Source organism: Bradyrhizobium sp. LM2.9 (genome assembly GCF_054056555.1).
Map to the genome: position 1 here is coordinate 629,041 of NZ_JBSRYJ010000002.1, position 21,636 is coordinate 650,676.

Below are 21,636 nucleotides of genomic sequence, written 5' to 3' on the forward strand. Positions count from 1 at the left end.
CTACTTGCTCTTGCTGGTGAATTTCTTGACCGCGGCGCGGAACTCCTCCGTGTTCATCGCCATGATGATCTTGTGCTCCTCGGCGTCGAGCTGCTGCTTCACCGGCGTTGTGGCGGCCTGGTAGACCAGCGATTTGGTGCCGGCAATTGCCGCCGCCGGGTTCTGCGCCAAACGCTCGGCGAGTTGTCGCGTCGCCGCCTTCAACTCCGTCGCGGGAACGACCTTCGCGACCAGGCCCCATTCATGGGCCTGCTGCGCGGTAAAATTGTCCTCGGACAGGAAAATCTGGAGCGCGCGACGCGGGCCGACCGTGTTCACGATCCCGACCGTAGATCCGCCATCCGGTGAGACCCCGATCTTGGCGTAGGCCGGCGTGAATTTGGCGTCGTCTGCGGCGATGCAGAGATCGGTGACAAAGGCGAGGCCCATGCCGGCGCCGGCGGCTGAGCCGTGCACGCTGGAGAGCGAGATCTTCGGCATGCGCCTGATGATCTCGATGAAGGCATGATAGTGCTTCAATAGCTCGCCGAGGACAGGCGTCACCGTGTTGGTCTCGGCCGCCGCACCAATCGTCTGCAGATCGCCGCCTGCTGAAAAGGCGCGGCCCTCGCCTTCGATCACCACAATTTTGATGTCGTCAGCGCTCTCGATATAGGCCGCGAGCTGCTCGAGCTTTTGCGCAATCGCCAGATTGATCGAGTTGAACGCGGCGGGGCGGTTGAGCGTGATGGTCGCAATCGGGCCGTCGATCCGCAGCAAAGCGGGGTCGTCGGGTTGGGAGATTGGAGCTGGCATCGGAAAATTCCCGGCATGAGGTCGCTGCTGCAACTAGATCGCAGAAGGCGAGGGGTGACAATCCCCGGCCGCCAGTGCCCCGCCCGGTGCTCTTGCGCAAGCCGGAACGATAGGCTCAAATGTACCTGCCTTTGCCGAGGGACGGACACGAGCGCCGGCTCCTCCTGGGCCAGAAAATCAAAACCAGCGAGAGAGGAGACGACATGGGTTACGCTCGTGTCTCCGGAAATGGGCTGTTCCGATGACGGATGGTCCAGTGATCATTGTCGGTGCCGGTCATGGCGGCTACCAGGTCGCGGCATCCCTGCGCCAGGCGGGATTTTCCGCTCCCATCTGCCTGGTCAATGACGAGGCCCATCTGCCCTATCAACGGCCGCCGCTGTCGAAGGCCTATATCAAGGGCTCGGCCGGGCCGGAGAGCCTGATGTTCCGGCCGGAGAAGTTCTACCAGGACCAGACCATCGAACTGATCGCGGGCCGCGTGGTGTCGATCGACCGCGCGGGGCGCAAGGTACTGCTCGCGTCGGGAAAGACGCTGCCTTACGGCCATCTCGTGCTGGCGACCGGCGCGCGCAACCGTTTGCTCGATCTGCCCAACGCCAATCTCCCTGACGTAAAGTATCTGCGCATCCTCGACGAGAGCGAGGCGCTGCGAAAGATCATCCCGTCGAAGACGCGCGTGGTGGTCATCGGTGCCGGCTTCATAGGACTGGAATTCGCGGCCACTGCGCGCATCAAGGGGCTAGAGGTCGACGTGCTCGAACTCGCCCCGCGTGTAATGGCGCGCGCAGTGACGGCGGAGGTCTCGGAGTATTTTCAGGCGCGGCATCGCGAGGCCGGCATCCGCATTCACCTCGGCGTACAGGCAACCGCGATCGAGGCTGAGGGCGGCAAGGTCACCGGCGTCTCCTTGAGCGACGGAAGGCATCTGCCCGCCGATCTCGTCGTGGTCGGCGTCGGGGTGCTGCCGAACATCGAGCTTGCGGCGGAGGCGGGGCTGCCGGTTGCTGCCGGCATCATCGTCGACGAATATCTCTCGACCGCTGATCCTGATATCTCGGCGATCGGCGATTGCGCGTTGTTCGAAAGCCCGCGCTTCGGCGGTTCGCTGCGCGTGGAATCGGTGCAGAACGCCACCGATCACGCCCGCTGCCTCCGCGGCGCGGCTGACCGGCGACCGGAAGGCCTATGACAGCCGTCCCTGGTTCTGGAGCGACCAAGGCGAGGACAAGCTGCAGATCGCGGGCCTCACCACCGGCTACGACAGTGTCGTGCTCCGCGGCGATCCCACCCGGAAGGCGTTCTCGGCGTTCTGCTACAAGGGCGAGAAGCTGCTCGGCATCGAATCGATCAACCGCGCCGGCGATCACATGTTCGGCCGCCGCCTGTTCGGCCTGGATCGCTCGATCACGCCAGAGCAGGCCGCCGATGAAAGTTTTGACCTGAAGGGCGCGCTGGCGTGATCAGCCGGCGTTGAGGACGGCGGCGACTTCCGCCGCCGTCGGCATCGACGGCCCCGCGCCCATGCGCTGCACGGAGATCGAGGCGGCGGCATTGGCGAAGGTGAGCGCCGTGCGCAACGCCGCGCCCTCCGACAATCGCGCCGCGAGCGCTCCCACAAAACAATCGCCCGCGCCTGTGGTGTCGATCGCCTTCACCGCGCGACCGGCCACCGACAACTCCTCGCGTCCGGCGAGAGCGAGCACGCCGCGCTTGCCGAGCGTCACGCAGATGGTCTGGTCCTCGCGCGCCTGAAGTTTTCGCGCGACATCGATGATCCGCGCAGCCTCGTCACTATCAGACAACTCCACGCCGGCGAGGAAGCCGAGTTCGGTCTCGTTCAGCACGAGGATGTCGACGAGCGCGAGCAATTCGCCGGACATGTTTTGCGCCGGGGCCGGATTGAGCAGCGTCGTGGCCCCGGCCGCACGGGCGCGCCGGAAGAACGCGGCAATCGTCGGCAGCGGGATTTCGAATTGGCTGACCGCGACATCGCCTTTCAACATCGGTACAACGCTGACATCATCAGCGCCGACCAGCGCATTGGCGCCGGGAATGACGATGATGGTGTTGTCGGCGTCCGCCACGGTGATAATCGCGGTGCCGGTGTGGGCCTCAGTCGTCTCCTGGAGGTAGCCGAGATCGATGCCCTGATCGACAAGGAAAGCCTTCAGCTCACCTCCAAACGAATCCTTGCCGAGCCGTCCGATCAGCGTGGTCCTCGCGCCAAGCCGCGATGCCGCGACCGCCTGGTTCGCGCCCTTGCCGCCCGGGAAATACAGTACCTGCTTGCCGGCGACGGTCTCGCCGACCCGGGGATGGCGATCGGCTGTCGCCACTACATCCATGTTGATGCTGCCGGCGACGAAGACGCGTCCCATCATGACTCCTGCGAACGCTAGACCCTGGCCTCGAACTCGTGCCTGACCTTGGCGATGTCGACAAGCGTCGGCAGGCCGGCTTCGTTGCCTAGACGCTGGATCTTGAAGGTCGAGGCGGCGCGGGCAAAATCAAAGTGCTCGCGCCAGCTTTTGCCGGGATGGGCGAGATAGGAATAGACATAGGCGCCGTGGAAGACATCGCCGGCGCCGTTGGTATCGATCACGCGCTCGCGCGGGATCGGCATCGCCGGCATGATCTCGACCGCGCCTGTTTCGTTGTACCAGAGCAGGCCCTTCTCACCCATGGTGATGCCGCCGATCTTGCAGCCGCGGCTCTTGAGATAGTCCAGCATCTTCTCCGGCGTCAGGTCCATCTGTTCGCACAGGCGCTCGGCAACGATCGCGACGTCGATGAATTCCAATAGCTCATGCGTGTTGGTGCGCAGGCCGCCGCCGTCGAGCGAGGTCAGGATGCCGGCCTCGCGGCAGACTTTCGCGTAGTGGATCGCGGCATCGGGCTGGTGACCGTCGACATGCAGCGCGCGGCAGCCGCCGAGATTTAGCATCGGGAACGGATGGATGTGGTCGTCGTCGCGGCAGCGGACGATGGCGCGCTTGCCGTCCTTCGGCATGATGAAGGACAGCGAGGACTGGTTGACCTTCCGCCCGTGCAGCGAGATCGCGTATTTCGCGCACATGTCCATGAACATGCGACCGAGCCAGTCATTGGCCGCGGTGGCGATCAGATCGGGCACGATGCCGAGCTTGGCGCAGCAGAGAACGCCGCTGTCACCGCGTTGCCGCCGAAGGAAACCGCGTAGTCGGAGGCCACGTGCTTCTCGTCGCCGGTCGGCATGTGGTCGGTAATGAAGACGACGTCGATATAGGTCTGTCCGATAAAGAGAGCCTGCATTGATTGTCCGTGATGCGCTTTGTGGTCCCGGCCGGCGCGCTTACTGTAGCACCGGTCCCGCTGAGGGACCGCTGAAATTATTCGCAAAACTGCCGCCCGAAGCGCTTGAGGTCGGCATAGTGCCGGAATACGACCATCACCGGGCAATGCCAAGCCCGGGCAAATGCCGTCTCTCGGTCCACGGTTCCGGGCCGATCCAACAGGGGGAAAACATGATCACCGGCCTCGATCACATCGTCGCTCTGGTCAGGGATATCGGTACGGCCAAGGCGGCCTATCAGACGCTGCTCGGGCGTGCGCCGGCGTGGCAGAACTCGGGCGAGGGCGCTGACCGGGTGCTGTTCACCCTCGCGAACATGACGATCGAGTTGATGGCGCCGAACGGATTCAGCGTGACCGCCGACCGCATGCGCGCGCTGCTCGGCGATCAAGAGGGTGTGCTCGCCAGCCTGTGCTTTCGTGTCGCAGACATGGGTAAAATGCACCGGCGGCTGGAGCGGGTGGCGCTCAAGCCGGATGGTGTTGCCGAGGTCGAAAGCAGCGACGCGCAGAGCGGTGCGGTCCTCCACTGGAAGCGGACGCGCGCCGCCACGGAGCTCACGCGCGGGGTGCGCATGTTCTTCCTCGAACTGGCTGATGAGCGTCCGCTTTCGCCTGCGACCGATATCGCGCCGATCGACGCGCTCGACCACGTCGTGATCACCACCGAGGACTCCGAGCGCGCCGCCGCGCTCTACGGCGCGCGGCTCCGACTTGATCTGGCGCTCGACCGCTCGCACCAGGATTGGGGCCAGCTGATGTTCTTCCGCTGCGGCGATCTCGTCGTCGAGGTGGTGCGCCGCCCCGTCGCGGGCGGCGACTCCCTGCATGACCGCCTCTGGGGCCTGAGTTGGCGGGTGACCGACATCGACGCCACGCGCGCCCGCCTGATCGCTGGCGGCCTCGACGTCACCGAGGTCCGCAACGGCCGCAAGCCGGGCACGCGGGTGATGACGGTCAGGACCGGCACTTGCAGCATCCAGACGGTGCTGCTGGAGCGCTCGCCGAAGCCGGTGGAGTAGGTTAAGCCTTTCCCCGTCATTGCGAGTGCAGCGAAGCAATCCAGAATCCCTCCACGGAGACAGTCTGGATTGCTTCGTCGCAAGGGCGCCTCGCAATGACGGCGAGCGCGTGTTACATCCATCCTGAGACCACCCAGCGAGCAACCGGTTTGGCGAAGGCAAAGCGAACTCCGAAATGGCAGCGCGATCCCGAGGGGATGCGGCTGCGCATTCTCGAAGCCGCCAAGCAGGAATTCTCGGCCCACGGTCTTGCCGGCGCACGTGTCGATCGCATTGCTGAACAGGCCGGCGCCAACAAGCGGATGCTGTACTATCACGTCGGCAACAAGGACGAGCTCTATCTCGCGGTGCTCGAAGGCGCCTATGAAAAGATCCGCAGCGAGGAGCGTGGGCTCGATCTCGAGCACCTCGACCCGCCCGAGGCCATCAGGCGCCTGATCGAGTTCACCTGGAATTACTTTCTGCGCAATCCCGAATTCCTGTCGCTGCTCCAGACCGAGAACCTCGCGCGCGCAAAGCATTTGAAGCGCTCCACCAAGGTCAAGTCGATGCACTCGCCCTTCGTCGAGATGATCCGCACCGTGGTGCGGCGCGGTGTCGAGAGCGGCGACTTCCAGGTCGCGGTCGATCCGGTGCAGCTCTACATCTCGATCGCGGGGCTTTGCTTCTTCTATCTCTCGAACTCGGCGACGCTCAGCGTGATCTTCGGCCGCGATTTGCTGGCCAAGGACGCCAAGGACGAGCGGCTGGCCCACATGGTCGGCCTCGTGCTGGCAGCGCTGACGGGGCGCTCGGCGGAGCTGCTGAAGATCGTCAAGGCGCCGAAGTCGCGCGCCGCGGTGGCGCAGACGGTTTAATCTCAAGCTCTCGCCGGATCCGTCATGGCCGGGTTTGTCCTGGCTTGTCCCGGCCGTCCACGCGCGTCTCCGCGTGAGGAGAGGCGTGGATGCCCGGGACAAGCCCGGGCACGACCAGCGGGGGAACAGGCACAAAACGTCACAGGGAAACCTCTGGACAGTATTTACCCAATCGGTTAATTTCTCCCTCAACGAACAAGACGACCGGGAGTGAGAACGTGGCGGAGCTGAAGCCGCAGAGTGCGGTGTCCAAGATGCTGAATGCGGCCTGGATTCGGCCGTTCCTGTTCCTTGTCTTCATCGTCGTCGCCTGGGATCTCGCGATCCGGCTGTTCAAGATTCCCGCCTATCAAATCCCGTCACCTGGCGATGTCCTTGCAGTGCTACGCACCGACTGGCCGGAATTGCTTCGCCAGTCCTGGCCGACGACCTATGCCACTGTCTGCGGCTTCCTGCTGTCGGCGCTGTTCGGCATTCCCGTCGCCATGCTGATCGCGGGGTCGAAGACGGTGGAGAGCTACGTCTATCCGCTGCTGGTGTTCTCGCAATCCGTGCCGAAGATCGCGATCGCGCCGCTGTTCGTGGTGTGGTTCGGTTTCGGCATCATTCCGAAAGTGATTTCGGCCTTCCTGCTCGGCTTCTTCCCGGTGGTGGTCTCCGCCGTGCAGGGCTTCAAATCGGTCGATCCCGACATGGTGGATCTCGCCCGCGCCATGCAGGGCAGCCGCTTCCAGGTGTTTTGTGCCGTGAACCTGCCGCATGCGCTGCCCGCGATCTTCTCCGGCCTCAAAGTGTCGGTGACGCTGGCGGTGGTCGGCGCCGTCGTCGGTGAGTTCGTGGGTTCCAATTCCGGCATCGGCTACGTGATGCAGCGCTCGATCGGCACGTTCGACCTGCCGACGATGTTCGCAGCCCTCGTGATCCTCGCGCTGCTCGGCGTGATCCTGTTCTGGGTCGTGGACCGCATCGAAAAGCTGGTCATTCCGTGGCATGTCAGCCAGCGTGAGGACGTGATTTTCGCATCTTAGCTAAAGCAACGAATGGCCACCAACGGCCGAAGCAAACGGCAAGGGAGAGTGGACGATGAAGCGGTGGATAGGAGCAGTCTCTGCGGCGCTGATGGTGTTCGCGGCGATGCCGGCGCAGGCGGCCGACAAGGTCGTGCTGATGCTCAACTGGTACGTCTATGGCGAGCACGCGCCGTTCTATTACGGTAAGGCCAAGGGCATTTACGCAGCCGAGGGCATCGACCTCGAAATCCAGGAAGGCCGCGGCTCGGCGGCGACCACCCAGGCGGTGGCCGCCAAGACCGCCGACTTCGGCTATGTCGACGTGCCCACCATGATGCGCGCCGCGATCAAGGGCGCGCCGGTGGTTGCGACCGGCGTGCTGCTCCAGACCAGCCCGATGTCCGCCATGGGTTTCGTCGACAAGAACATCAAGAAACCTGAGGACATCAAGGGCAAGACGGTTGCGATCACGCCTGCCGATTCCATGACGCAGATCTGGCCGCTGTTCCTGAAGAAGACCGGCCTGAAGGAGAGCGACTTCCAGACCGTCGCCGGCGACGGCCAGACCAAGCTCAATGCGGTCATCAACGGCCAGGCTGACCTCCTGCTCGGCTACGTCATGGACCAGTCGATGAAGATCAAGGACGCCACCGGCAAGGACGTCTATCCGATCAAATTCGCGGACTACGGCATCAACATGGTCTCCTCGGGCATCATCGCCAACACCGATTATGTGAAGGCCAATGCCGACCTCGTGCGCCGCTTCATGTCGGCGACGACCAAGGCGGTCGAGGCTGCCGAGAAGGAGCCGAAGGCTGCAGCGCAGTCGATCCTCGACGCCAACCCGAAGGGCGGCAAGATCGATACGCTGACGCAGGGTTTTGAGTTGACCATTCCGCTCTACCGGACTGCGGAGACCAAGAGCAAGCGGCCGTTCCAGGTCACCGACCAGAACATGACCGACTCAGTCAATCTGATGGTCGAATATGGCGGGCTCGATGCCAAGGCCAAGGATAACCCGAAGGCGTTCTACACCAACGACTATCTGCCGAAGAGCGGCTCGTGAAACCTGCGACAGTTATGAGTGAAATCGCGCAGCCGGCCGCACATCTGAGATTGGTGAGCGACCGTGCTGCCGGCGATGCGTCGGGCATCAAGCTGTCCGGCGTGTCGAAGACCTATCGGACGCGCGACGGCGATGTGCCGTCGTTGCGGCCGCTCGATTTCCACATCAACGACGGCGAGTTCTTTGTCGTGGTCGGCCCGTCCGGCTGCGGCAAGTCCACGCTGCTCAAGCTGATCTCGGGATTGCTGCCGCCGACATCAGGCGAGATCCTGGTCGAGGGCGAGAAGGTGACGACGCCGCACGGCAATGTCGGCATCGTGTTCCAGAACGCGCTGCTGCTGCCATGGCGCAACATCCTGGCCAACGTGATGCTGCCGATCGACATGAAGCGGCTGCCGCGGCAGACATATCTCGACCGCGCCAAGGCGCTGTTGAAGATGGTTGGGCTCGAAGGCTTCGAGAAGAAGCTGCCGTGGCAACTCTCCGGCGGCATGCAGCAGCGCGCCTCGATCTGCCGCGCGCTGGTGCACGATCCCAAGATCATGCTGATGGACGAGCCGTTCGGCGCGCTCGATGCGCTGACGCGCGAGCGCATGAACGTCGAGTTGATGCGGATCCAGCGCGAAACGAAAAAGACGGTGCTGCTGATCACGCATTCGATCCCCGAGGCGGTGTTCCTCGCCGATCGCGTGCTGGTCATGACCGAGCGGCCCGGCGCGATCGCCGCGATCTACGACGTGCCACTGCCGCGTCCACGTTCGCTCGACGTGATGGCTGATCCTGTCTTCACCGAACTCGTGCAACGCATCCGCAAGCATTTCTTCTCGCAAGGGGCGTTGGATTAGTTAGCGATGGTGTTCTCCAGCCCGACCACATGCACGGTGCGCTCCCTCCCCCGCGTGCGGGGGAGGACTGGGGAGAGGGTATCTCCGCATCAGGATTGTCCGGTCGCGGAAAGAACCCTCACCCGGCGCTGCGCGCCGACCTCTCCCGCAAGCGGGCGAGGTGCACCGTCCGAGCGGCCAGACCGGTTTCCAACAAGCTCACATGCGGAAGCACCATGCCACCGCGCCTGAAGCTGCGAGACATCGCGTTCTTCGAACGTCCCGTGCATTTCGCGCGGCCGTTCCGCTTTGGCGCGATCACGATCAACGCGACGCCGCAGCTGTTCGTGCGGGTCGAGATCGAGGTCGAAGGCAAGGGGACCGCGGTCGGCGCCAGCGCCGAGCTGCTGGTACCAAAATGGTTCGACAAGCGGCCGGAGCTGTCGCCGGCACAGACCGTCGATGATCTGCGCCGCTCGCTGGAGATCGCGCGGCGGCTTTATCTTGCGCGAACTGGATTTCTGACGGCATTCGATCTGCATGCCTCGTGCATCGGTGCCCAGGTCGCGACCTGTGCGAAAAAGAATATTCCGGCGCTTGCGGCGGCTTACGGCCCCGCGGAAATCGACAAGGCGATCCTCGACGCGCTCCTGCGCGCGGCCGAGACCAGTTTTTTCGACGGCATGGCCGGCAACATCGCCGGCATCGATGCGCGGCTGTCGCCTGACCTGAAGGAAACGGACCTCACGACGTTCCTGTCCGGCCGGAAGCCGCTGTCGCGTGTTGCCATCAGGCATACCGTCGGCCTCGACGATACCGTTGAAGGTGAGGGCGGGGTTGCCGATGCCCGCGAGAACTCCGGTGCAAGATACTTCAAGCTGAAGCTGTCGGGCGATCCCGTGGCCGACGCAGCGCGGCTGGCGCGGATCGGCAAGGAGCTCGATACGCTTGGACGTGACTACAAGGCGACGCTCGATGCCAACGAGCAATACGCGGATCTCGCGGCGTTGCAGGCGCTGATGGACCGGCTTGATCGTGATCCCACATTGCGGCCGATCGCGTCGCGCTTGCTCTACGTCGAGCAGCCGATGCCGCGCGATATCACCCGGCAATCACCGCTGGGTTCGCTGGCCGCGCGCGGCTTCATCATCGACGAAGCCGACGATTCCTACGACGCGTTTCCTGCGGCCCGGGCGCTCGGCTATTGCGGCATCTCCTCGAAGTCCTGCAAGGGGCTCTACAAGTCCATCGTCAACGCGACGCGCGCGGCGAAATGGAGCGCGGGCGGCGAAAGATTCTTCGTGACCGGTGAGGACCTCACCTGCCAGGCGGGCCTCGCCGTACAGCAGGATCTCGCGCTCGGCGCCTTCCTTGGCATCACGCACGCCGAGCGCAACGGCCATCACTATGTCGGCGGCTTTGGCGAGGCGCCCGCCGCAGAAGCCGAGGCCTTCGCGGCAGCACATCCCGATCTCTACGCCGATGCCTGGCAGGGCATCCGGCTCTCCATTCACAACGGCGATCTCCCGACGGGATCGCTCAACCGAGCGGGTTTTGCGACGTCAGTCCATCCGGACTGGTCGGCACTGCGCCCGCTCGAACAGCCAAAATCACCTAGGGAGCAATCGGTATGACCACCCAACGCCTCGGCCTTATCATGAACGGCGTCACCGGCCGCATGGGCCTGAACCAGCATCTGATTCGCTCGATCGTCGCGATCCGCGAGCAGGGCGGCGTCCGTTTGAAGAACGGCGATCGCGTGATGCCTGATCCGATCCTGGTCGGCCGCAGCGCCGAGAAGGTCGAGGGGCTGGCCAAGCGCTACAACATCACGCGCTGGACCACCGACCTCGACGCGGCGCTCGCCGACAAGAACGACACCATGTTTTTCGACGCTGCGACCACGCAGGCGCGCCCCGGTCTGCTCACTCAGGCCATCAATGCCGGGAAGCATGTCTATTGCGAGAAGCCGATCGCGACGAATTTCGAGGCAGCGCTCGAGGTCGTCAAGCTCGCCAATTCCAAGGGCGTGAAGCACGGCACGGTGCAGGACAAGCTGTTCCTGCCCGGCCTGAAAAAGATTGCCTTCCTGCGTGACTCCGGCTTCTTCGGCCGCATCCTCTCGGTACGCGGCGAGTTCGGCTATTGGGTGTTCGAAGGTGGTTGGCAGGAGGCGCAGCGGCCGTCATGGAATTACCGCGACGAGGACGGCGGCGGCATCATCCTCGATATGGTCTGCCATTGGCGCTACGTGCTCGACAATCTCTTCGGCGAGGTCGAGAGCGTGAGCTGCATCGGCAACACCGACATTCCCGAGCGTTTCGACGAGCAGGGCAAGAAGTACAAAGCGACCGCCGACGACTCCGCCTATGCGACGTTCCAGCTCAAGGGCGGCGCCATCGCCCACATCAACATGTCCTGGGTGACGCGCGTCTATCGCGACGATCTCGTCACCTTCCAGGTCGACGGCACGCTCGGCTCGGCAGTCGCCGGCCTTTCGGACTGCATGATCCAGGCGCGGCAGGCAACACCGCGACCGGTGTGGAATCCCGACGAGAAGCGGCTGCATGACTTTTACGGCGATTGGCAGAAACTGCCGGATAATGTCACCTACGACAACGGCTTCAAGGAGCAGTGGGAGATGTTCATCCGCCACGTCTACGAGGATGCGCCCTACAAGTTCACGCTGCTCGAAGGCGTCAAGGGTGTGCAGCTCGCCGAATGCGCGCTGAAGAGCTGGAAGGAGCGGCGCTGGATCGACGTCGCCCCGATCAAGGTCTGAGGAGGGAGCAATGAATAAGCCCGACCTGCCCAAGCCCGTCCCTTCAACGTCGTCCCTGTTGCTCAAGCTGCCGAAAGCCGATCGTTCGATCGAAACCTACCGGCTCGCGGCGTCGCGAACGTTTCCCGCAAAGCTCGAGGGACCGCTGAATCGCATCGCATTTTCTGCGGTGCACACGGTGGTTGACCCTTTCGCCGACAACGACCCCTGGCTTTCGGTTGCCGTCGACTGGGACAAGACCATCGCTTTCCGTGAGCATGTCTGGGACCTCGGGCTCGGCGTCGCCGAAGCCATGGACACCGCGCAGCGCGGTATGGGGCTGGATTGGCCGACTTCGCTGGAGCTGATCACGCGTTCGGTGTCTGCTGCCAAGCGCCGCAACGCGCTGGTGTTCTCGGGAGCCGGCACCGACCATCTCGCGGTCGAGGACGCCAAGAATCTCGTCGACGTGATCCGCGCCTATGAGGAGCAGATATCGGCGGTCGAAAAGGTCGGTGGTCGCATCATTTTAATGGCGTCGCGCGCGCTGGCCAAGCTGGGTCGCAATGCTGACGACTATGCGAAGGTTTATGACCGTGTGCTGTCGCAGGTTCGCGAGCCCGTGATCATCCACTGGCTCGGCGATATGTTCGATCCTGCGCTGACGGGATATTGGGGCACCAACGATCTCGATAGGGCGATGGACACGGCGGTTGCCATCATCAACGGCAACGCGACCAAGATCGACGGCGTCAAAGTTTCGCTGCTCGACAAGCAGCGCGAGATCGACATGCGCAGGCGTCTCGACAAGCGTATCAAGATGTACACCGGCGACGACTTCAACTATGCGGAGCTGATCGCCGGCGACGGCGAAGGCTTTTCGCACGCGCTGCTCGGCATCTTCGATGCGATCGCGCCGGCGGCGTCCTATGCGCTATCGCGGTTGGCCGCCGGCGACGAGGCCGGCTTCCACGATGTGCTGGGACCGACGGTGCCGCTGTCGCGCCACATCTTCAAGGCGCCGACGCGCTTCTACAAGACCGGCGTTGTCTTCATGGCTTATCTCAACGGCCACCAGGACCATTTCACCATGGTCGGCGGGCAGGAGAGCACGCGCTCGATGCTGCATCTGGCCGAGCTGTTCCGCCTTGCCGATCAGGCCGGTCTGCTTGCCAATCCTGAACTTGCGACGCGACGGATGAAGACCGTGCTGGCCTCGCACGGAATCGAATCCTGATGCGCGATTTCTCGTCCGACCATCGCTGGCTGTCGCTCAACACGGCGACGGTCCGCAAGCAGGGTGACCTCGTCGAGATCATCGACGCCAGTGCAAGGCACGGCATCCGCGCCATCGATCCCTGGCGCGACCAGGTCGCGGCCGTCGGCCTCGATCGTGCCGCGCGTGCGGTGCGTGATGCCGGTCTCGACCTATCCGGCTATTGCCGGGGCGGCATGTTCACATCCGACGCTGCGCGCCGAGACGAGGTGCGCGACGACAACCGGCGCTGCGTCGACGAAGCCAAGGCGCTGGGAGCACCCTGCATCGTTCTCGTCGTCGGTGGCCTGCCGCAATATTCGCGGCCAGGCAGCAAGGCGTCGAAGGACATCGCCGGCGCGCGGACGCAGGTCGAGGAAGCGCTCGCTGATATGTTCGATTACGCCAAACAGGCAAAGCTGCCGCTGGCGATCGAGCCGCTGCATCCGGCCTATGCGGCGGACCGCGCCTGCGTCAACACGACGAAGCAGGCGCTCGACATCTGCGACCGGCTCGATCCTGATCGCAGCGGCATGCTGGGTGTCGCGCTCGACGTCTATCACATCTGGTGGGACCCGGAGCTGATGAACCAGATCGCGCGCGCCGGCAAGGATCGCCTGCTGGCCTTTCATGTCTGCGACTGGCTGGTACCGACCAGGGACATCCTCAACGATCGCGGCATGATGGGCGACGGCGTCATCGACATCAAATCGGTGCGCGAAGCGGTCGAAGCGCAGGGCTTTGCCGGCTATTCGGAGATCGAAATCTTCTCCAACGGCTGGTGGGACAAACCGATCGACGAGGTGCTGCAAACCTGCATCGCGCGGCACAAGACGGTGGTTTAGGCCTTTCCGGAATCCATTGCGCGCGGCAGCGCTGATGGTCTGCGATGTCAAAGGGTTGCGCGGAATCACCGGGGCATCCCGCGCCGGTAACCTTCTACTGTGCATGGGGTTGTTTTCGAGTTTTTTGTTTTGAGGCCTCAGCCGATCTCGCAGGGCACGCTCAAAAATCCGCGGAACCGCACCCGTCCGCCTCGCACCGGCTGTCCGCTCACGGCGTAGTTCGGGAAGCGCGCCAAAAAGCGCGAGACCGCGATGGCGCCTTCCAGCCGCGCCAGCGCCATGCCGGCGCATTGATGCGCGCCGGTGGCGAAGGCGAGATGCCGGTTCGGCGTGCGCGCGACGTCGAATCTCTCGGGGTCCGGAAACTGTGCCGGATCGCGGTTGGCTGCACCGATACACAGCGTGATCGACGTGCCGGCATCAAGCATGACGCCGCCGAGCTCGACCCGCTCCGTGGTCATGCGGTTGCCGAGTTGGTTAGAGCTTTCGTAGCGCAGCATCTCTTCGACCGCAGGTTTGATCAAATCCGGATGGCCGATCAAGCGCTGTTTCTGATCCGGATTCCGGTCGAGCGTCACGAGGCCGTTGCCAATCAGGTTGGTGGTGGTCTCGTGGCCGGCATTGAGCAGGAAGATGCAATTGTGCAGCAGCTCCTTCTCGGTCAGCCGCTTGCCGTTCTCCTCGCCATTACCTTCTCCCTGGATCAGTCGCGTCAGCACGTCGCGCTCGGGATTGCCCGGCCTCTCGCGACGGCGCACGACCAGTGTCGAGAGATAGGCGAGAAAGTCCGTCACGGCTTTATTGCCGCGCGCAGCCACTTCAGGCGACACCACCGGTTCGAGCGCACCGAGGATCGCCAACGACCAGTCGCGCAGCGGCTCGCGCTCGTCATGGGGAACGTCGAGCAGATTGCCGATCACCTCGATGGGGATCGATGCGGCGAAGTCCTCGATCAGTTCGCAATCACCTTTGGCGGCGATGGCGTCGAGCAGGCCGTCAACCAGCTTGATGATATCAGGCTCCATCCCCGCGATCGCACGCGGTGACAGCGCGCCCATGATCAGGCGCCGTACGCGCGTATGCGCCGGCGGATCGTTGAAGACGAGACTGGTGGTGTGGTGCTCGTAGAGCGGGGTGTCGCCGTATTTCGGCGCGAACTCACGCTTCTTGTCCGAGCTGAACGATATTGTGTTCTTGTAGGTCGTGACGAGATCGTCATAGCGGGTCAGGAACACGGTGCCGTTGGGCAGGCGCTTGACCGGTTCGTTCTCCCGCAGTGCACGATAGGTCGGGTAGGGATCGGCGTAGAAGTCGGACGTCAGCTTCTCCAGATCGAACTTGGCCGCCAGTTCATTCGCACTTGCGTTCATGCCGCCATACTCGCCGGTTGAGTCCGATATGCTGTTTTCGCTCTTTCGAGCGACGCGGGTCACCGTCTACAGTCGTGCCATGATTTGCAAGCCGACCGGACAGGAAAATGCACGCCCGCGCTGACGCTGCCGACACGGCCGCCGAGTCTAGCACTCATTGGCCCGACGATATTTTCGCGACCTTGCAACGCTTCGGCGTCCGGCAGGTGCCCTACGTGCCCGACGCTGGCCATTCGAGGCTGATCGAGCGCGTGCTGGCCTCGTCCATGATGCGCGGCATTCCGCTGACGACGGAGGAGGAGGGCGTGGCGCTGCTGGCCGGCGCCTGGACCGGCGGACAGCGCGGTGTGTTGCTGATGCAGTCGAGCGGCGTCGGCAATTGCATCAACATGCTGTCGCTGATCCCGATCCTGCGCTTTCCGTTCCTCACGCTGGTGACCATGCGCGGCGAGTGGGGCGAGTTCAATCCGTGGCAGGTGCCGATGGGATCGACCACGCAGGGCATATTCGAACTATCAGGCGTCAAGGTGCTGCGTGCCTCGAACGCGGCCGAGGTGCCGGCCGTATTGGAGGCGGCGGCTGGACAGGCCTATAACGCCCTTACGCCCACCGCTGTCCTGCTGTCGCAGCGCCTGATCGGCGCCAAGGTCTTCACCAAATGAGCAAGGCCAATCTCCTCGACCGCCGTCAGGTGGTGTCCGCGCTGCTTGCGAACCGCAAGGACGTGGTTGCGATCGGCGGCCTCGGAGCTTCCACCAACGACATGTGCGCGGCCGGCGACCACGCGCGCAACTTCTATCTCTGGGGCGGCATGGGTGGCGCGGCGATGATCGGCCTCGGGCTCGCGCTGGCGCAGCCAAAACTGCCGGTGCTCGTCATCACCGGTGACGGCGAGATGCTGATGGGGCTGGGCAGCCTCGCCACCATCGGCCTGCAGAAGCCGTCCAACCTCTCGATCGCAGTGCTCGACAACGAGGCCTATGGCGAGACCGGCGGCCAGACCAGCCACACCTCGGCTGCCGCCGACCTCGTCGGCGTCGCCAGGGCCTGCGGCATCGGGGATAGCCGGTCTGTGACAACCATGGCCGAGGTCGAGGCCTTCGCCAAAGCCGTCCACGACGTCTCGGCCGGACCACGATTCGCCAACGTGAAAATCGACAGCGCCAATCTGGAGCGAATCTTGCCAAGTCGGGATGGGACTTACATTCTCAACCGGATCCGGGGCGACCTCGGCTTTCAGCCGATCTAGGCTGGCTTCCCCAGCGGCCCCGTCCTGCACGGGGGCCATGCAGGCAAGATCAATTTCCACTGAAATTACAACGCATTTAGGTTGCGTTGCAGCATAGTGCTTGACTTTTACATGGGTGAGTGCTTACTCACTAGCATGAGCTCATTGCGTATGACGAGCGACCTGAGGCGTCAATTGATCCTCGGCGCCGCAAAGCGTTGCTTTGCCCGACACGGCTACACCGGCACCACGACCAAGAGCGTGGCGGCCGCCGCTGCCATTTCCGAAGCGCTGCTGTTCAAGCATTTCCCGTCCAAGGCCGCGCTGTACGCCGAAATTCTCAGCGACGAATGCGAGGCTGACCCGGCGCTCATGGATCTGCTCGAACGGGAGCCCTCGACCGTCACCCTGGTCGAAGTGATCCGCGGCATGGTCGGACATTTCCTTCAGATCGCTGACGGGCCCGACCGCGAAGAAGCCCAGCGCCTGCGACTGATGGCCACGAGTCATTTGGATGACGGCGAATTCGCCCGTTTGCTGTATGCCAAGATCGAAACGCTGATCGGAGCGGTCTTCGTCGCCTCGCTCAAGCGCGCGGTTGCCGCCGGAGACGCGCGGCCATACAACGGCGAACCGCTCAACCTGTTCTGGTTTGCGCATCACACGGCGATGACGGCTGCGCTGACCAGGCTGCCGGCCACGCCGTGTCTCGCTTATGGCAAGGCGAATGACCTCGAGCGGCAGCTCTGCGAGTTTCTCCTGAGAGGTATCGGACTTAACGACGCCGCAATTGCGTCGCATTTGGGCCGCGATCAGGCCGCGGATGCGGGCAAAACGGCGATTGCAGAAAGCGCATGACATGAACATCGTAACCGAACACAAGATTTCGGGCGAACCGATCGACACCAAGGCTCCCAAGCGTCCGGTCCGGCCGGTGCTCTGGTTCGTTATCGTCGGAACGCTTCTGGGCGTGCTGGTCGGTGGCCTCGTCTGGTTCAATTATTTCCGCGGCCAGATGATCAAGCAGTTCTTCGCCAACAACAAGCCGCCGCCGGTCGCGGTCAGCGCCGCCGAGGCGAAGTCCGAGGTGGTACCGAACCTGTTGACCGCGGTCGGTGGTCTCGCCGCCGTGCACCAGGTCGATGTCAGCGCCGACGTCAACGGCCGCGTCACCGAGATCAAGTTCGAGCCGGGCACGCATGTCGAGGCCGGCACGCCGCTGGTGCAATTGTTCGACGCGGCCGAGCAGGGCGATCTCGCGAGCTTCAAGGCGCAGGCAACCGTCGCGCAGCTGTCGCTCGACCGCGCCAAGCAACTGGCGTCGCGCCAGTTCGGTCCGCAGGCGACCGTTGATCAGGCGCAGGCTGCCTACGACCAGGCAATGGCCGGAATTGCCAAGACCGAGGCATTGATTTCGCAGAAGCTGGTGCGTGCACCGTTCTCCGGCGATCTCGGCGTCCGCAAGGTCGAGGTCGGCCAGTATCTGACAGCCGGCACGGCCATCGTTTCGCTGACCGATCTGTCGGAGCTGTGGGCCAACTTCACAGTGACGGAAAAGGACTCGGGCAACCTCAAGGTCGGTCAGCCGGTTCGGCTGAAGGTCGATGCCTATCCGGGCCGCACCTTCGACGCCAAGATCACCACGATCGAGCCGCAGATATCGACCGACACCCGCAACATCCGCGTGCAGGCGACCATCTCCAATCCGGAGAAGATCCTGAAGCCCGGCATGTTCGTGACCACCACTGTGGTGCTGCCGGACAAGCCGGCCGTGGTCACCGTGCCGGAGACGGCGGTCGACTACACGCTGTACGGCGACTCGGTGTTCGTGATTACCGAGAAGAAGGAAGAGGACGGCAAGACCAGCCTGAATGCGGTGCGCACTTTCGTGCAGACCGGCAACCGGGTCGAAGGCCGCGTCGAAATCGTCAAGGGCGTGAAGCCGGGCGACAAGGTCGTCGCCGTCGGCCAGCTCAAGCTGCAATCGGGCGCGGCGGTGTCGATTTCGACCGACCCGGCTCCGCAGATCCCGGCGCAGCCGCCGCGATACTGACATCGCACACGTCGCAGCATGATCCGGCCCGGCCGGGTCATGCGCTTTGCAAGTCAATGAAATCGAGATCGCCGCGATGCGCTTTACTGATATTTTCATCAAACGCCCGGTCCTGTCGATCGTCGTCAGCCTGCTGATCCTGCTGATCGGCCTGCGCGCGGCAACGACGCTGCCGATCCGGCAATATCCGAAGCTGTCGAACACGGTCATCAACATCACGACCGTCTATCCGGGCGCGTCCGCGGACCTGATCCAGGGCTTCATCACGACGCCGATCGAGCAGGCGGTCGCTTCCGCCGAAGGTGTCGATTACATCACCTCGTCCTCGGTACTCGGCACCTCGACGATCCAGGTCTACATCAAGCTGAATTTCGATCCGAACCAGGCGCTGACCGAGGTTCTGGCCAAGACCAACTCGGTCAAATACCTGATCCCGAAGGAATCCAACGATCCGATCGTCACCAAGACCACGGGCCAGACCACGGCCGTGATGTATCTCGGATTCTCGTCCGACGAGCTGTCGGGCTCGGCGATATCAGACTATCTGACGCGCGTTGTGCAACCGGTGCTGTCGACCGTCGACGGCGTGGCCTCTGCCGACATTCTCGGTGGTCAGACCTTTGCGATGCGGCTGTGGCTTGATCCCCTGAAGATGGCGGGCCGCAATGTGTCGCCTGCGGATGTCGCGGCCGCGATCACCGCCAACAACTTCCAGTCCGCGGCGGGGCAGACCAAGGGCTATCTGATTGTCTCGAACGTATCGACGAATACGGGTCTGACCGACGTCAACCAGTTCAAGAAGATGATCGTCAAGGCCAAGGACGGCGGCTTCGTGCGGATGGAGGACATCGCCACCGTCGAGCTTGCGGCCCAAAGCACAGACGCGAGCGTTGCCTTCAACGGCGAGCACGCGATCTTTATCGGTGTGCAGGCAACGCCGCAGGGCAACCCGCTGACCCTGGTCAAGGGCGTGCGGGCGCTGTTCCCTGAGCTGGAGCGCAATCTGCCGCCGTCGATGAAGATGAAGGTCGCCTACGATTCGACCAAGTTCATCCAATCTTCGATCGACGAGGTGGAGAAGACGCTGGGCGAGGCCGTGATCATCGTGATCGTGGTGATCTTCCTGTTCCTGGCCTCGTTCCGCTCGGTCATCATTCCCGTCGTCACCATCCCGCTGTCGATGATCGGCGTCTGCACGCTGATGCTGGCGCTGGGGTTCAGCTTCAATTTGCTGACGCTGCTTGCGATGGTGCTCGCGATTGGCCTCGTGGTCGACGACGCCATCGTGGTGGTGGAGAACATCCATCGCCATCTGGAGGAGGGGAAAACGCCGGTCCAGGCGTCGCTGGAAGGCGCGCGCGAAATCGTCGGTCCCATCATCTCGATGACCATCACGCTCGCGGCCGTGTACGCGCCGATCGGTTTCCTTGGCGGCCTGACCGGCTCGCTGTTCCGCGAATTCGCCTTCACGCTTGCGGGCTCGGTGATCGTGTCCGGCGTGATCGCGCTGACGCTGTCGCCGATGATGTGCTCGGTGCTTCTGAAGAACACCGAAGAGGGCCGCTTCGCCAAATTGGTCAACAAGGTGTTTGGCGCGCTGACGCGGTGGTACGGACGCAGGCTCGATCGCTCGCTCGACTACAAGGCCATCACCGGCCTGTTTGCGGTGACCATCCTCGGGCTGGTCGGCTTCCTCTACATGCACACGTCGAAGGAGCTGGCGCCCGAGGAAGACCAGGGCATCGTGTTCGCGGTGACCAAGGCGCCGAAATACGCCAACATCGACTACGTCGACTTTTACGGCGAGAAGCTCGACAAGGAATTCCAGAAGTTCCCCGAGACCGATCTTCGCTTCGTGCTGAACGGCATCAACGGCCCGCAGGGCGGTATCGCCGGCATGCTGCTGAAGCCGTGGGAGGAGCGCAAGCGCTCGTCGATCCAGCTGAAGTCGCTGGTGCAGGCCGAGCTTTCCAAGATCGAGGGCGTGCAGGCGTTCGCGTTCAACCTGCCGCCGCTCCCGGGCGGCCCGGGCGGCCTGCCGGTGCAGATGGTCATCAACTCCACCGCCAGTTTCCAGACTGTCTATGAACAGATGGAGAAGTTGAAGGCTGCCGCCCGCAAAAGCGGAATGTTCATCGTCTCCGACAGCGACCTTGCCTACAACCAGCCGAACGTGAAGGTGACGATCAACCGCACCAAGGCGCAGGATCTCGGCGTCAACATGCAGAACCTCGGCAGCACGCTCGCGGTGCTGCTCGGCGGCAACTACATCAACCGCTTCAATCTCGAGGGCCGTTCCTATCAGGTCATCCCGCAGGTGCCGCGCGGCCAGCGGCTCTCGCCGGAATCGCTCGCCGGCTACTACGTGACAACCAACACCGGCCAGCAGCTTCCGCTCTCGACGGTGGTATCGATCGAGACCAAGACCGAGCCGAATTCGCTGACACATTACAATCAGCTCAATTCGGCGACCTTCTCGGCGGTGCCGATGCCCGGCGTGACCGTCGGTGCGGCGGTCGACTTCCTCGCAGAGCGAGGCCAAAAACCTGCCGCAAGGTTTCAGCCATGATTATCTAGCTGACAGCAGGCAATATGTGCAGGAAGGCAACCAGCTCGCGGTCACCTTCGGCTTCGCGCTGATTATCATCTTCCTGGTGCTGGCGGCGCAGTTCGAGAGCTTGCGAGATCCGCTGGTCATCATGATCTCGGTGCCGATGGCGATCGTCGGCGCACTGATCCCGCTGTTCTTCGGCGTGGCGACCATGAACATCTACACCCAGGTCGGACTGCTGACTTTGGTGGGCCTGATCACCAAGCACGGCATCCTGATGGTCGAGTTCGCCAACGAGCTCCAGATCAACGAGCGGCTCGATCGCCGCTCAGCCATCGAAATGTCGGCCCGCATCCGTCTCAGGCCGATCCTGATGACCACGGCCGCGATGGTGACGGGCCTGATCCCGCTCCTGACCGCGACCGGCGCGGGCGCGGCCAGCCGCTTCTCGATCGGTCTGGTGGTCGTCGCCGGCATGTCGATCGGCACGCTGTTCACGTTGTTCGTGCTGCCCGCGGTTTACGTGGTGCTGGCGACCGACCATCGCGCGGCCGCCGATTCCGAGCGGAACAAGCAGGTCAACGATCTCGACCTCGGCTCCAAGGCGCTGCGGCCAACCTGAGGACGCAGGTAAGCTAACCCGAGGGCGGCAGCGGCATTCCGCTG

At 63.4% G+C, this 21,636-nt stretch carries 16 protein-coding genes and 3 pseudogenes; 15 read left to right on the forward strand and 4 right to left on the reverse strand.

The genetic code is table 11. The features are described 5' to 3' along the window. Positions 1–795 (reverse strand): enoyl-CoA hydratase/isomerase family protein, encoded by a 795-nt coding sequence (locus ACVWW3_RS04515; protein WP_354051882.1) that lies wholly within the window; start codon positions 793–795, stop codon positions 1–3. A gap of 241 nt (positions 796–1,036) precedes the next feature. Between ACVWW3_RS04515 and ACVWW3_RS04520 the strand changes: the two are divergent. Continuing rightward, positions 1,037–2,258: pseudogene (locus tag ACVWW3_RS04520) on the forward strand (NAD(P)/FAD-dependent oxidoreductase). On the opposite strand, the gene rbsK reads toward ACVWW3_RS04520, so the two are convergent. Then, positions 2,259–3,176 carry a ribokinase gene (gene rbsK / locus ACVWW3_RS04525; protein ID WP_456650796.1) on the reverse strand — a complete coding sequence of 306 codons (918 nt, stop codon included), beginning with the start codon at positions 3,174–3,176 and terminating at the stop codon, positions 2,259–2,261. It abuts the pseudogene before it with no gap. A gap of 17 nt (positions 3,177–3,193) precedes the next feature. Continuing rightward, positions 3,194–4,089 (reverse strand): annotated as a pseudogene (locus tag ACVWW3_RS04530) (sugar kinase). A 212-nt stretch (positions 4,090–4,301) separates the two neighbouring features. On the opposite strand from ACVWW3_RS04530, the gene ACVWW3_RS04535 reads away from it, so the two are divergent. The 9 genes from ACVWW3_RS04535 (at position 4,302) to ACVWW3_RS04575 (ending at position 13,768) form a co-directional block, all read left to right on the forward strand. Beyond that, positions 4,302–5,150, forward strand: a complete 849-nt coding sequence (locus ACVWW3_RS04535) for a VOC family protein (protein WP_354051879.1) — start codon at positions 4,302–4,304, stop codon at positions 5,148–5,150. A 149-nt stretch (positions 5,151–5,299) separates the two neighbouring features. Further along, positions 5,300–6,007 carry a TetR/AcrR family transcriptional regulator gene (locus ACVWW3_RS04540; RefSeq protein ID WP_456650795.1) on the forward strand — a complete coding sequence of 236 codons (708 nt, stop codon included), beginning with the start codon at positions 5,300–5,302 and terminating at the stop codon, positions 6,005–6,007. 218 nt (positions 6,008–6,225) lie between these two features. After that, a complete protein-coding gene (locus tag ACVWW3_RS04545) occupies positions 6,226–7,035 on the forward strand; it encodes an ABC transporter permease (RefSeq protein ID WP_456650794.1) in 810 nt (269 codons plus the stop codon). A gap of 55 nt (positions 7,036–7,090) precedes the next feature. Then, a complete protein-coding gene (locus tag ACVWW3_RS04550) occupies positions 7,091–8,083 on the forward strand; it encodes an ABC transporter substrate-binding protein (protein WP_456650793.1) in 993 nt (330 codons plus the stop codon). Between the two features lie 14 nt (positions 8,084–8,097). Beyond that, on the forward strand, positions 8,098–8,928 hold the full coding sequence (locus ACVWW3_RS04555) for an ABC transporter ATP-binding protein (protein WP_249804422.1): 831 nt from the start codon (positions 8,098–8,100) through the stop codon (positions 8,926–8,928). 215 nt (positions 8,929–9,143) lie between these two features. Then, complete coding sequence (locus ACVWW3_RS04560) at positions 9,144–10,541, forward strand: hypothetical protein (protein WP_456650792.1); 1,398 nt, start codon at positions 9,144–9,146, stop codon at positions 10,539–10,541. Continuing rightward, positions 10,538–11,689, forward strand: a complete 1,152-nt coding sequence (locus ACVWW3_RS04565) for a Gfo/Idh/MocA family protein (protein ID WP_247288534.1) — start codon at positions 10,538–10,540, stop codon at positions 11,687–11,689. Before ACVWW3_RS04560 ends, ACVWW3_RS04565 begins: the two co-directional genes overlap by 4 nt. A 10-nt stretch (positions 11,690–11,699) precedes the next feature. Further along, positions 11,700–12,905 carry a dihydrodipicolinate synthase family protein gene (locus ACVWW3_RS04570; RefSeq protein WP_456650791.1) on the forward strand — a complete coding sequence of 402 codons (1,206 nt, stop codon included), beginning with the start codon at positions 11,700–11,702 and terminating at the stop codon, positions 12,903–12,905. After that, positions 12,905–13,768, forward strand: coding sequence for a sugar phosphate isomerase/epimerase family protein (locus ACVWW3_RS04575; protein WP_456650790.1), 864 nt, complete (start codon positions 12,905–12,907; stop codon positions 13,766–13,768). The genes ACVWW3_RS04570 and ACVWW3_RS04575 overlap by 1 nt, the downstream gene beginning before the upstream one ends. Positions 13,769–13,905: 137 nt before the next feature. Here the strand turns inward: ACVWW3_RS04575 and ACVWW3_RS04580 are convergent, their stop codons facing one another. Further along, entirely contained in the window at positions 13,906–15,138 is a 1,233-nt protein-coding gene (locus tag ACVWW3_RS04580) for a cytochrome P450 (protein ID WP_456650789.1), read from the reverse strand. A gap of 107 nt (positions 15,139–15,245) precedes the next feature. Between ACVWW3_RS04580 and ACVWW3_RS04585 the strand changes: the two genes are divergently transcribed. The 5 genes and pseudogenes from ACVWW3_RS04585 (at position 15,246) to ACVWW3_RS04605 (ending at position 21,592) form a co-directional block, all read left to right on the forward strand. Then, a complete protein-coding gene (locus tag ACVWW3_RS04585; protein ID WP_456650788.1) occupies positions 15,246–15,800 on the forward strand; it encodes a phosphonopyruvate decarboxylase in 555 nt (184 codons plus the stop codon). Then, positions 15,797–16,387, forward strand: coding sequence for a thiamine pyrophosphate-dependent enzyme (locus tag ACVWW3_RS04590; RefSeq protein WP_354107765.1), 591 nt, complete (start codon positions 15,797–15,799; stop codon positions 16,385–16,387). Before ACVWW3_RS04585 ends, ACVWW3_RS04590 begins: the two co-directional genes overlap by 4 nt. Before the next feature lie 135 nt (positions 16,388–16,522). Then, complete coding sequence (locus ACVWW3_RS04595; RefSeq protein WP_354051897.1) at positions 16,523–17,224, forward strand: TetR/AcrR family transcriptional regulator; 702 nt, start codon at positions 16,523–16,525, stop codon at positions 17,222–17,224. A gap of 1 nt (position 17,225) precedes the next feature. Further along, positions 17,226–18,419, forward strand: coding sequence for an efflux RND transporter periplasmic adaptor subunit (locus ACVWW3_RS04600; protein ID WP_456671886.1), 1,194 nt, complete (start codon positions 17,226–17,228; stop codon positions 18,417–18,419). Between the two features lie 76 nt (positions 18,420–18,495). Further along, a pseudogene (locus tag ACVWW3_RS04605) lies at positions 18,496–21,592 on the forward strand (MexW/MexI family multidrug efflux RND transporter permease subunit). The last annotated feature ends 44 nt before the right edge of the window (positions 21,593–21,636 follow it).